Origin of the sequence: Cohnella boryungensis, from assembly GCF_042651945.1 — a bacterium.
Taxonomy (GTDB): Bacteria; Bacillota; Bacilli; order Paenibacillales; family Paenibacillaceae; genus Cohnella; species Cohnella boryungensis.
Genome location: NZ_JBHSED010000070.1, coordinates 41043 through 53779, shown reverse-complemented (window position 1 = coordinate 53779; position 12737 = coordinate 41043). Strand labels below are relative to the sequence as shown.

Here is a 12737-nt window from a genome sequence, read left to right as displayed (position 1 = left end):
TGACTCTCTCGGTAGACTTACGACGATTTCACCGGAAATACGCCTTCCATGGCAATGATAAAGGTTAGCGGCAAGTAAGGCTGCATGTTGTTGTGAGGCTGGTTCCCCCCTTGCACGCTTAGCGCCTGCGGATGCATCGCGACATTGGGAGGGGTTCCGTACGGTTTTTTGCCGATGGCGCTTTCGCTTGCCCACACGGCGTTCGTCGGATGCTCACCCCCGCCCGCAGTCGTTTTGGTGCCTTGAGGAATATGCGTATGCACCGGCATTTGCCCCTCCGTTAACGTAACCGCTGACTCTCCGCCGCTCTTGCCAACCATCCGTGGCGTTAGCCCCGGCCCCGTCCCTTGATGCATCGGAGCCATCCCGTTCAAATTCGGCAGCTTAAAGGTGGTTTTTCCGTCGCCTCCATAAAGAAAGCCGATCACGCCGAACAATGCGCTGTTTTTCATGATAGGCAGTTCCGTTCCGTCGCACAACGCCCAACCATAGGGAGCATAATTTCCTGAGAACAATCTGATTTCTCCAACATACGGATCCATAGTCTGATTCCTCCTAATGCTTAGATGGGAAGATGCCTGTAACTGCGATACAGTACGATAAGGCCAAATAAGGCTGCATATTCGCATGGGCGGCACTGGCTCCGGTTGAACTTATGGCTTGAGGCGCCATGGTTACATTGGCGGAGGAATTATACGAGTTGGGGGATGTCTTCGCCCAGACGTTGCCGGCAGGCGTGACCGCCGTGGCCGTATTCGAGCTCCCTGATGCCGTATGGGTGTGCTGCGGCATTTCCGATACGGTTAGCACGTGCGATTCCTCTCCGCCCGCTATGCCTAGCTTAAATTGGGCGTTCGCGCTAATGGGCGTTCTCCCCTGCAGATTGGGCAGGGCGAAGGTCGTTGTACCATCGCCGCCATAAGTTGTGCTAAGAACGGCAAATAGGGCTTGATTGGTTTTAACAGGAAGAAGAGCCCCATCACATAACATCCAGCCTTTTGGAACCATACCGAATGCAAAGGATCTGATTTCGCCTAAAAATGGTTCAGCCATCTTATAAACTCCTCCTCTTGTATGTTCATTGGAGCCTTTGTCGGGCTTCAAATAGATTCGATTGCTTTAATAGAGCTATCCAGCGCTTGGAAAAATCCCTTGCGTGCTGATAATAAAACTGATAACCATATAAGGCATCAGGTTCTCATGCGCCATGTTGCCCCCTACGCTGGATACCGCCGCCGAATTCATCGCCGCATTAAGAGTTGGGTTTTCCAGATAATTGGTAATCCCTTTCGTATTCCCCCAAAAAGCTCCTTCAGGGGAATCCTTAGCCGTCGCATCCGTGTTCGGCAGCGTGCTGGCCAAGGGGAGATGGGTATGAACCGGCAGTTGACTTGTAAGGAGAGTCACCGTCTCGGTCCCGCCTGATGCGCCTAATGGATAGGGGTGACTTATATGTATCGGCAAGCGGCCCCGCAGATCCGGAAGGGCGAATGTCGTCTTTCCATCTCCCCCATAGGTAGTGCCGAGTACAGTGTATAGAATCTGATACTCCTTGATGTTGAGGATCTGGCCGTCGCATAGTGCCCATCCCTCAGGCGCATACGCCCCGGCAAACATTCGAATTTCCCCTACATATTGATCACTCATCGTTATCCTCCTTCGACTTAGCGGTCTGGTAACCGGACTCGTAATTCCAGCGCATCGACAAGTACATACCTGCGTCATCGCAGCCTGTTTCCTTAAAGCCCAGCCGCTCGTACAGCCTGCGTGCCGGGTTATGCGTCTGGACGGAAAGCAGCAAATCCGCCTCCCGTTGCTTGGCCTCCTGCTGCAAGGCTTTCAGCAGAAGGGTTCCTAATCCTCTATTCCGGTAAAGCTGCATGAAAGCAATATCCACAATTCGTATTTGCCACGGCTCCTCGTTCAGCAAATAAGCGCCCGCCGCCGAATCGTTGACCGTCACCAGACGATACTCGGCGTGCGGATACTGCATCGCGTAGGACTGCCGCTTAGCCAGCCATTGCAGCCTAAGGAAGGCTTCGGCCTGCTGCGGGTCCCACCCCCAAGCCCTCACCTCCTCCCAGCGCGAATTCTGGTACAAAGCCTCAAGAAAAGGCCCATCCTCCGTTGTCGCGCTCTTTACCGTATACCGCATCGGGAAAACTCCTTAGATCAGGTTAGATTTCTGCAACTCGTTATTATGGAAGTGCTCGTATTTCCTGCGCCAACTGCGTTGTTCATCCTGTTGATCTTTAATCTGCCAGCCTCCTGTTTGCAATCCATGATCTTCCATCCAGTATACAAGCCAACTCTAAACAAAGAATAAACAAGAAAGGAACCCTGAACGTCTTGTTCAAGGTTCCTGCAACGATCGGGAGGCGATTCGCCCGATCATCCTCCGGTTTGCTTCAATTGATGAACGGCAATGTCGAAGGAGACTCTGGTGCCCTGGCCTTCCGCGCTCTGAATCTCAACGCCTCGTCCGTATAGAAGCATAATACGCTGACTGATGTTCCACAGCCCCACGCCCTTCTTCTCCCTCCCCGGGAGCAGCAGGGAGCTCCGCTTGCTCTCATTCATGCCGCAGCCATTATCCTCAACGACAAAGCTGACCACGGCATTCCGTTGCTTAATGGCAATAACGACCTTTCCCCCGTGAAGATTCGACATGAGCCCGTGCCGAATCGCATTTTCCACCAGCGGCTGAAGCACCAGCTGCGGAATTCGGATATGCAGATCGGCATCCACTACGTACTCCACCTGCAATCTGGCGCCGAAACGCGCCTTTTCGATGCTGACGTAAGCCTGCACCAGCTCCAATTCGTCCTTAATCGTCGAGAGGTAATCCAGATGCTCGAAATCAAAGCTGCTGCGCAGGTACTTGGAAAGCTGAATCGTTAATTCCTCGGCCTGCTGCGGCTCGACTACACAGAGCTCGGCTATCGAGTTAAGCGCATTGTATAGAAAGTGAGGCTTGATCTGCGAACGCAAAAAATCGATCTCCGCGTCCTTCGCCTGCTTGACCGATGCCTTCAGCCTCATCAAGCTCCTGACCCGCGCCAGAAGCTCCTCGGCCTCGAAGGGCTTGCCGACCACATCGTTGGCGCCCTGCTCCAGAGATAGCTTGATATCGACCTCCCTGTTCTTGGCAGTCAGCATCAGAACGGGCAATTCGAAGGGCGAGAAGCGCTCCCTTACCTTGGCCAGCACCTCGTAGCCCGACATATCGGGCATCATAATGTCCAGAATAATCAGGAAGAAATTCGGCTGCTCCGCGAGCGCGTTCAACGCCAACTGTCCGCGGTTCACCACAACGATAGAATAGTCCTCCAGCTTGAACAGATTAATCATCGATTGAAGATTGGCATAATCGTCATCCACGATCAGAATCGGCTCTTTCTTGCTCCCTTCGATGAACACCGGATAACTCGTATAAGGCAAAACCGCTTGCGACAGGGATGGCGTATTCGTATTTATCCATTCTCCGACCGGCTTCGGAGCCTTCCCCGATAAAGGAAGCGTGAACGTGAATACCGAGCCGTCCCCGGGTCTGGAGGTCACATGAATCGTTCCGCCCTGAAGCTCCACGAGCCTCTTCGTAATGCTCAGTCCGAGCCCCGTTCCGCCGCGGTTGCGGCTGGGCCCGGTCTCCGCTTGCTCGAAGGATTGGAAGATCGTCTCATGCAGATGCGCAGGAACCCCGATCCCCGTATCTCTTATTCGAACCTCAGCCCTGTCATGGATTGCCCTCGCGCTGATCTCTATTCGGCCTTGATCGGTAAACTTAATCGCGTTGCCAATCAGATTGTGCAAGATTTGAAGCAGCCGATTGGAGTCTGCATAGACTGCGGGCATCTTGTCTCCTATGAGATTTAGAAGCGTAATGGGCTTGCCGTCAAGCAGAAACAGATGAACCCGGATGACCGAATCAACAGCGGATTTAAGATCGAGGCTACTTCTATATAAGGCAATATTGCCATGCTTCATCTTCGAGTAATCCAGCAGCTCGCCGACCAGATGCGTGAGTCTCCTGCCGCTGCCCGTCACAATGGCGAGATTATGCGCTTGCCTGTCCGACAGTTTTCCCTCTGCTCCCTTCAGCAACGACTCTGTAATGTTCACAATCGCGTTCAGCGGCGTCTTCAGCTCATGGGAGGTATTCGACAGGAAATCGTCTTTAATCTTGTCCATCTCAAGCAGCTTGTTTTTCATCTCATCTATCGTTTGATACGCTTCGAAGAATCTCAGAACGACCAGTAGCATAATCGTGAGGTTAAGCAGCAAGAGATACACCTGCCCTACCCACAGATTTATCGGAGATGCCGATGCGAACAAAATCAGATTGAGGGAATATAAATTAATGCAAAGAATGGCCATGAACAGCAAAAACGACTTAAATCGCTCCACCCGGACGCTGTTCAGATACAGCTTCGCGACTCGGACGAGCAGCCAGATAATCAGCAGTTGGTAGAAGACGATAAGGAAAGTCTGAATCCAAACGTAAGCTGTGTTGGGGACGATTGCGAGCAAGAGAAGGCCTGTGCCTAACACAGCCGCGATAACCCCTAAAGCCCGCAGCGAAATCAGCCCTCTCTTCAATTGATAGAAAAAGAGGGAGAGCCCGATAAAGCTGGCAATAGATGAAATATCCTTCAGCTTGTACATCGTTTCGAACGAGATCTCGGGCAAGTACAGCAGCAGCGGGCGTTCGCCGATTAAGCCGTTATAGACGGCGTATAACAGACAAACGATCGAAAAAACGAGCAGGGAATAGTCCATCTTCCGATAGAAGGCTGCCGCGACGAAGCATACGAAATAGATGACGGCCAACGTGCCCAATATGACCGTTGCGCTGAATTCCTGTGTCCGGCTTTGCTGCTGATCCTGCAGCAGCGTCTCATGATCGCCGAAATAAAGAGAAATCGGAATGCCGGAGTTAATATAATCGTAATTGGCTACTTGAATGATAATTTCCACTTCATCCGACCGGGAGTCGAACAGTCCGAGCCCGGGTACGTTGCCCGACGTATAGGAGTCAGCCTCCAGCGAAGGCCGTCCATCCTCCAGAAGCTTCTCGCCGTTGACATAGATGACGCTTGAAAAGCGGATGTTGTTTTTCTTCAACGCCAATACGCCGCTGATCGGCACGTTCTTCAGAACGGCTCTGTAGGTTGCGGCGCCTTTTACAGGCAGTGGCCGACCGTCCACAACAACTCCGTTCCACGAAGAGGGGACCTTCATATACGCATTCGGAGATAACCGCGCATCGCCGGAGAATTCGAAGGATGCGGGGGTCAGCAATTGATTCCAGTAAAACTCCCACTCGCCGTCCAGCTTAATGACCTTATCAGAGTCGTAATGCCAAGCCGAGAGGTCCATTACCCCCTCTCTAACCTGCAGCTCGTTTCCCGGCTTATCGCTATCCATGAGGATGGACAGGGGGATGAGAGCGAACGTAGCTAACCCGATCAGACAGACGAATATCGCTTTCTTGAGCACATAATCCGCTCCTTAATGTCATGAAGCGCCGATGAAAGAAACCCGGTCTCGGCTAAATCTTCAAGATTATGAAGAGTATACCTTAGGCAAATCCAAAAGTTCAATTGCGATCATGCGAAAAAAGAACGATGAGATGCCTTGACAGCGGAGACCGATTCGAATAAATTTTATTTATTCCGACTGTTCAGTATAAAAAAGAAATCAACCATCGAGGTGAGCGAATGCCCAAGGTTGGCGCGGAACCCCATCGTCGCGCAGCTGTCCTCAACGCCACGCTAATGTGTATTAGCGCGCATGGAATCGAGGGCATGACTCTGGATAAGGTGGCCGAATATGCCTGTTGCTCCAAAGGCGTAGTCACTTATTACTTTAAGAGCAAGGACACTCTGGTGATCGAGGCTTTCAGGGCATTCCTGGCTTACTACGGGCTGAAGATCCATTCCGAAATTCGCAGCACCCTGAAGGCGGGAGAAATGCTCGATCTGACCCTGAAGCATATTCTCCCTGCCCACACGGACGAGCCGCAAGGGGCGATTAACGTCTCCCCGCTGGAAGGCCCGGATCAGATGCACATTCCCCATGAAGATCAGGCCAGGCTTTTTCTTCACTTCTTCTCCAAAGCGGCGCTGGATCCCCGCCTGCAGGAGGTTGTATCCTCGGGATATCAGCAGGACATTCAGGGCATTGTGAAGATCTTCGACTATGGCAACCTGACCGGACAGATGAAGGTGCAGGATTCCCCCAGCGCCGCCTACGGCTTGCTCGCCATGGTTGTCGGGCTCAGCTTCTTTCGGGTGGCGCAGATTCCGACGCTGAATCAACAGGATAATCGATACATTTGCGAGGATTATATCGCCAGGCTCAGTAATGAGCGCACATGAAGGGAGATTCGAAATGCAAATTACGACGATAACTGCAAATAACGTAAAGATTGCTCGTATAAGGAGCACTGAGATTCTGATAACGGACGTTCAGTCCGTGCTGGATTTGATTGGCACTGTCGGTTATGAAACTCTATGCGAGCGGATTCTGCTAGATAAAGCCGCAATCGCCGAGGAATTCTTCAACCTGAGATCGGGGCTGGCGGGAGCGGTCAGTCAGAAATTCATAAATTACCGGGTGAAGGTGGCTATCGTTGGCGATTTTTCCATATATGAGAGCAAAAGCCTGCAAGATTTCATCCGCGAGAGCAATGAAGGCAAGGATCTGTTTTTCTTGCCGGACGAGCAGCAGGCTGCGGATCGATTAAGCAAGGTTTAACGGGAGGGGTCCGCTTGACCAATGAACAAATACTGTCGGTCGATTATCCGATGATCCGCATCCCGGCTGGGGAAGTCGGGCTAAGAGACGATCGAACGCGCCGCGAATGGAGCGTCAGGCTCTCTTCCTTCCTTCTTGGCTCGTTTCCCGTAACGTATGAGCTGTACTGCGCGGCAACGGGCAAATCTCCACCTTCTGCCGACGCTGCTCGCCAACCGGTCGTACACATTTCCTGGAACGAGGCTGTATGCTTCTGTAACCTGCTGTCGCATAAGACGGGATTACAGGAGTATTACGAGTTCCGCAATGACGGCGAAGACATTCGCTGCAATCTTGATGCAGACGGCTATCGTCTCCCTTCGGAAGCGGAGTGGCAATATGCTTGTAAAGCGGGAGTTGCAGGATACCGATACGGGGACCTGGAACGGATCGCCTGGTATCAGGGCAATTCATCCGGCCATATTCATGGAGTCGGCGAAAAAGAGCCCAACGCCTGGGGACTGTACGACATGCTGGGAAATGTGTGGGAGTGGTGTTGGGATGTATACGACCCGGAGGTCTACGGCCCTTATCGCATTTTTCGCGGCGGCAGTTGGGCGGAAGAGGCTAGGGGCTGCGGCGCCTCGTGCCGTCGCCGCAGCCATCCCTCCTTCGGGATAGACGACTTGGGCTTCCGCCTTGCCCGTAGTTCCCCGCAGTCGCTGGGCTAATGAATGCAGCCTTCCGGCAGCAGCCGGAAGGCCTCATATCCCACTCATTCGATAGCCAAGGGCTGCCTTATAGGGCAGCCCTTTCTTGCGCTTCATACAGAATCAGGGCTCAGTTCCCCATACCTTTGCGCCGTTCTGATACAAGGTCACTTTGCTCCAGTCGGCGTAAGACGTTTTGCCCGGATCGAAGGAATAGTCGTTGGCCTCGTTGAAGTTGGTCCAATCCGTCTTGGAGATGCGCAGTTGAATGTCCCCGCTCTGCCCTCCCGCCGGAATGGAGCCCGCTCCCGACGTGAAAGTAAGCTCGACATAGGTATCGGCGTTGGTGCCCGAAGCGCTTCCGAATGTCCGTTGAATGTTGGCTCCGCCGACTTGCGCCCAATCGATCCAGGAGTCCAGCGCCTGATTGCCGTCTTTGGTGAAATAGTAGCGAATTTTCAGCTGACTCAGACTGACCGCCGAAGTGCCGTTATTCTTAATATTGAAGAAGGGCTTGATCTGGTTGTCGGTCGCATTCGTGTCTCCCGCCTTATACTGCAGCACCAGATTGCCTGTCGGCGTCGTGGTCGTCTGCGGAAGCGCGCTGACCTGGGCGGAGTTGGCGCTGGAGCCTGCGCTATTCGTCGCGCTAACCACATAATAATAAGTCGTGCCGTTGGTTAGTCCCGTATCCGTATAGCTGGTTCCGGACAAACCCGTCGCGATCGTCGTATAGGGACCGCCGCTTGTTGTCGAGCGCTTCACCGTATAGCTGGCAGCCCCCGCCGATACGCTCCAGCTTAAGGCTGCCTGTGCATTGCCCGCCGTCGCCGCGAGCCCCGCAGGAGCCGACGGAACCGTGACTGTCGTATCCGGTACAGGCTGATAGCCCGGAGTCGTATAGATGCCGTTGAGTTGAGAGGTCGCCTTCGTGCCGTAAGTTCCGTTCACGACCGTCTCGCCCCAAGGCTTAAGCCCGCCCCCCGGACCGTTGGCCAAGTCTAGATACTCCACTCCCCCGCTGTTGCCATACCAGGACCATGCCAGCCAGCCCACGCCCTTCTGCTGGGAATAGCTCATAATCGTGGCCTCATCTACATCGCCGCCGGAATGAAGATGACCGAACTCCCCGATAATGACAGGCACTCCAATGGCTAACGCGTTATCGATGTTGCTTTGAACCGTAGCCGCGTTGCCTCCCGCGTATTCATACATATGAATCGAGAAGATCGTGTTTCGGAGCGTATCCGTATTGAATACCGATAATCCGCTGGTAAAGATGGAAGTCGGATATTGCCCCCAGCCCGCCGCATCGACGACAAGCGTATTTTTGATCCCTGCGTTGCGAAGCGCGGGAATGGCCGCCTGATACGCGCTGGCCCAGCCTGTCGTCCCCCAGGAGCCGTGCCATTCGTTGGCAATGTTGACGATAACCCGGTCCTCCTTGCCGATCAACGCATCCTTAATGCTGATCCAGTAGTCGACCGCGCCGTTCAGTGCCGAGGCATTGTCGCTGCCCGTGGCATCGTGCACTTCAAGCATGGCAATCAGTTTGTACTGCTCGCAAAGCGCGATGATATTTTGTACCGAGGCGAGGTCGTCTCTCGTCCATTGGACGCCATTGGAAAGAACGATCCTCACCGTATTCGATCCGGTTGCGGCAATAGCCGGAATGGCTGCAGCCAGATCGTTTTTATACCAGGTATGCGCATGGTTGACACCCCTCATCACAAACGGCTTGCCCGTCGCGTCGTACAGCGTAGTGCCGCTTACATAGAAGCCTTTCACAGGCACGCCCGCTGCCGAGACCGGCGAGACAGGCGTATAGTACGCAGAAATCATCACCAGCGCCAAAATGGCCGCAATTTGTTTCCTGAATCTAACTAATGCTTGCCCATTCATCATCCGATACCTCCGTTTAATAAATTCCACCCTTAGGTGAGCGCTTACTTTATTGGGCTCACCTCCTTTCCAACAAGTTGCATCCGTTGTCTATCCTCAATCGTAGATGTCTCTTTCCCCATGAGTAGATAACCGTATTGATCAGGTTAGACTAACATCATCATATATTATTAGCCAAATTTTAGCTATATTTAAATAACAATTGGATACCAAATGCACATTAAAATGAAAATAACAGCCCAAATAGCCAAGGGCCGTCTCGTGAGAGGGCCCTTGGCTTATAGTTACTTATATACGATAAAAGAGATTGTGGTTCCATACCCAAGTCTGCTCTTGATTTGGAGCCCTTTTCCGTAACGGCGCTTTAATCGAAGATCCGTATTGATCAGACCAACCGTCGAGCACGAGTCGGAAGGCTTGTCGGAGGTCCGTTGCAGCAATCGCTCATCCATTCCGACGCCGTCGTCCTTCACTGAAATCTCCGCATGGGTCTCGAAGCTGGAAATGCGGATCGTGATCTTCCCTCCGCTCCGTCGTTTCATGATGCCGTGCCTGATCGAATTTTCAACTAAAGGCTGAATCGTAAGCAACGGAATTTTCAGGTCGTTGCACTCGTCAATCTCCCAAACGACTCGAAGCCGATCCTCATATCTTTCCTGTTCGATATACAGATAAGCGCGGACAGCGCTCAATTCGTCTTCGACAGGGACAGGCTCGTCGATGTTATGAAGCTTGAATTTGTCTCTCAAGTAGTTTCCGAAGGCTTCGAGCATATTGCGCATTCGACTCAAATCGATTTCGCTTAGAGCTCGGATTGCGGTCAGGGTATTAAACAAGAAATGCGGCTGGATCTGCGCTTGAAGCCATGCCGCCTCGATCCGCAGCCGTTCCCGCACGGATTTCTTGACATCGGTTAACGCCTTCACTCGGGATCTCAGCACAACTGCCTCTACCGGCTTGGTCACGTATTCGTTGGCTCCCGCCAAAAACCCGTAAACGATGTCCTCGGCCTGGCTTCTTGCGGTAAGAAGCAAGATCGGAAGCTCCGAGATCGTAAACCGATCGCGAATCTTGCGCGTCAGCTCGTAACCGGACATCTGCGGCATCATCACGTCCGATATGATCAGATCCCACTCTTGGTTGTCCAGCACCTCTAACGCCTGTTTTCCGCTTGTTACCGACATCATATTGTAGGGCTCTGTGGACAGAATCGATTCGAGCACTTTAAGATTTACAGGGTCGTCATCCACGAGCAGAATTCTGGGACGATCAACGAATGCTCCCCTCTGCTGCACTTGCAGTTGAAGAAGGGAATCCCGGGACAAGCCGGTCGTGGCAGCGGCCGCTTCCGCTAATCCTATCGTAGCAGGAATGCTTGGCTGGGCTTCTCCTTGCATAGGAGCAGGATCGGCAATCCGCAAGGTGAAGACGAACTCCGACCCTTGTCCGGGAACCGAGCTCACCTGCAGCGTCTCGCCGTGCAGCTCTACCAGCTGTTTGCTAATGCTGAGTCCCAGACCGAAGCCTCCTTCGACCATCGTCTTATCCGGGCTGGCCTGCTCATAAGGCTCGAATACTCGCCTGATCGTTTCCTCGTCCATGCCGATTCCCGTATCCACGATCGCAATGTGAGCTAGTCCCTCCTTCACTTGAGCCCGAATGGCCACTTCGCCTTCGTTCGTGTATTTCACCGCATTATGCAACAGATTGAATACGATCTGGATGACCCTGTTCTCGTCTGCGTACACCATAGGGAAATTGTCCGGGATCTCGTTGACAAGCCTTACCGGCGTTCCTTCCCTCATGGAAAGAAGCATATCCAGCACTCCCGTCGCGATAGAGTGAATGGAGAAGTTGCTGTAATGCAGCCGCGGCGCATTCTCCTTCAGCCTCATCGTATCCAGCAGATCGTTCAGGATCAGAGACATGCGGCGCCCTACGGACAGGACGACCTCCAAATCCTTGACGCTGTCGCCCTTCAGCGAGTACCGCTCCCTCTCCAGCACGCCTTGCGAAATGTTAAGAATTCCGTGAAGCGGATTCCGCAGCTCGTGGGACGTATTGGCAAGAAATTGATCCTTCATCTTGTCCGCCCGCTGCAGCTTCGCGGCCAGACTCTTCGTCTCCGCATGCACCTGAAAATAATGCTTGAACCACACGGACGCATAACAAGCGGTTGAAACGATCAGATCGAAGGGATAATAAACCCCCTTAATCCCCATAGCCACTAGAATGCTCCACCAAACGAAGTTGCTCGTGAACGCCAGAAGAGAGAACAGCAAAAGCAGGTTATCTTGGATATCCTTCAAGGAAATACGCAGCATGGAGAAAATGGTAACGAGAACGGATAACGAGATAAGGCTGCCGAATAAAGGCTGCAGCATCAACACTTGCTGGGCAGGAAGGAGCAATGCCAACAAGGCCGCGCCCCCGCATATCAAGGAATATCCGGGCGATACTTTGCTCCAAAAGGCGGGCAGCTTATGCGCCACGCACTGGAGCAGGGCGTAAGCAATGGCAACCATCGAAAAATGGACGAGCTTAAAACCCCAGTCATAGCCGATGGAGAGATACTGATGCAATAATTTCTCTTCGCTGCCCAGAGAATCCATCACCATGGCGCCGGCGGTGAGCAGAGCGAAGTAAAGCAATCGCTTCTCGCGGGTTCCCATCAGATATAAGATAAGAGCATACACGGCATGAATCAGAAATACGACGGCGGCCAATTGCTGCATAGAGACGGATAGCTGCGTCTCCCTTGCAATCGCCTGTTCCGTTCCGAACTTGATGGACCGGACAATGCCGCCTTCTCGAATGTCTATATAATTGGCCGCCTGGACGATCACCTCGATTACGCCCTGACCATTGGCCGAGAACGATGCCGTATAAGGAAGATTCATTGCGACATACGTCTTCTCGCTGTCCCCAGGCTCTCCCGACTTGGCCAGCAATCGCCCATTGACATACAGCGCCGACGAGCTCCGAACGCTGGACACGCGAATGCTGAAGGTCGCATCGAGCTCCGGATCGACGAGAATTCGCAGCCGATAAGAGCCGTACCCGAACGAGCTTTCCTCTTCCGGCTGCACATAAGCATTCCAGCTTCCCGGTACCGGAATCATTCGGGAAATCGACGGCTCACGTTCGGGCTCGTTGCCAGGCAGCCATTCGTGGGAATAAAACGCCCACTGTCCATCCAGCGTAATCGTTTCTTTCTCCAAGCCCGTCCAGTCCCGCAAATCCAATTCTCCGTTCACCGCATAAGGCTGATCCGGCTTATCGAAATAAGAGATCCATGCCATGCGCACGCCCGAAAGAACCAATACAAATAGAATGACTAGAATAGGTATTTTCCATTTTCCGATCCATTGTATCTGATTAGACAAA

General features: G+C 52.9%; 10 protein-coding genes. 3 read left to right on the top strand and 7 right to left on the bottom strand.

Annotation, left to right across the window (positions count from 1 at the left end; translation table 11 throughout):
• Positions 1–17: 17 nt before the first annotated feature.
• From ACFO1S_RS26300 to ACFO1S_RS26280, 5 genes are all read right to left on the bottom strand, one after another.
• Positions 18–542, bottom strand: a complete 525-nt coding sequence (locus ACFO1S_RS26300) for a phage tail protein (protein ID WP_204604147.1) — start codon at positions 540–542, stop codon at positions 18–20.
• Positions 543–555: 13 nt separating this feature from the next.
• Entirely contained in the window at positions 556–1053 is a 498-nt protein-coding gene (locus ACFO1S_RS26295) for a phage tail protein (protein ID WP_204604146.1), read from the bottom strand.
• 75 nt (positions 1054–1128) lie between these two features.
• Complete coding sequence (locus ACFO1S_RS26290; RefSeq protein WP_204604145.1) at positions 1129–1647, bottom strand: phage tail protein; 519 nt, start codon at positions 1645–1647, stop codon at positions 1129–1131.
• Positions 1640–2155: a GNAT family N-acetyltransferase gene (locus ACFO1S_RS26285; protein ID WP_204604144.1), complete on the bottom strand. Its 516-nt coding sequence runs from the start codon at positions 2153–2155 to the stop codon at positions 1640–1642. The genes ACFO1S_RS26290 and ACFO1S_RS26285 overlap by 8 nt, the downstream gene beginning before the upstream one ends.
• Before the next feature lie 236 nt (positions 2156–2391).
• Positions 2392–5499 carry an ATP-binding protein gene (locus ACFO1S_RS26280; RefSeq protein WP_204604143.1) on the bottom strand — a complete coding sequence of 1036 codons (3108 nt, stop codon included), beginning with the start codon at positions 5497–5499 and terminating at the stop codon, positions 2392–2394.
• Positions 5500–5720: 221 nt separating this feature from the next.
• Between ACFO1S_RS26280 and ACFO1S_RS26275 the strand changes: the two genes are divergently transcribed.
• The 3 genes from ACFO1S_RS26275 to ACFO1S_RS26265 are packed head-to-tail and all read left to right on the top strand — an operon-like array spanning position 5721 to position 7469.
• Positions 5721–6380 carry a TetR/AcrR family transcriptional regulator gene (locus tag ACFO1S_RS26275; RefSeq protein WP_204604142.1) on the top strand — a complete coding sequence of 220 codons (660 nt, stop codon included), beginning with the start codon at positions 5721–5723 and terminating at the stop codon, positions 6378–6380.
• A gap of 13 nt (positions 6381–6393) precedes the next feature.
• The gene (locus ACFO1S_RS26270; protein ID WP_204604141.1) at positions 6394–6759 is read left to right on the top strand and encodes a DUF4180 domain-containing protein; all 366 of its coding nucleotides are present in this window, start codon (positions 6394–6396) and stop codon (positions 6757–6759) included.
• Positions 6760–6809: 50 nt separating this feature from the next.
• Complete coding sequence (locus tag ACFO1S_RS26265) at positions 6810–7469, top strand: formylglycine-generating enzyme family protein (RefSeq protein ID WP_204604226.1); 660 nt, start codon at positions 6810–6812, stop codon at positions 7467–7469.
• A 102-nt stretch (positions 7470–7571) separates the two neighbouring features.
• On the opposite strand, the gene ACFO1S_RS26260 is transcribed toward ACFO1S_RS26265, so the two are convergent.
• Both ACFO1S_RS26260 and ACFO1S_RS26255 read right to left on the bottom strand, forming a co-directional pair.
• Positions 7572–9353 (bottom strand): cellulase family glycosylhydrolase, encoded by a 1782-nt coding sequence (locus tag ACFO1S_RS26260; RefSeq protein ID WP_378127858.1) that lies wholly within the window; start codon positions 9351–9353, stop codon positions 7572–7574.
• 281 nt (positions 9354–9634) lie between these two features.
• On the bottom strand, positions 9635–12736 hold the full coding sequence (locus tag ACFO1S_RS26255; RefSeq protein WP_378127857.1) for a hybrid sensor histidine kinase/response regulator: 3102 nt from the start codon (positions 12734–12736) through the stop codon (positions 9635–9637).
• Position 12737: the final 1 nt, after the last annotated feature.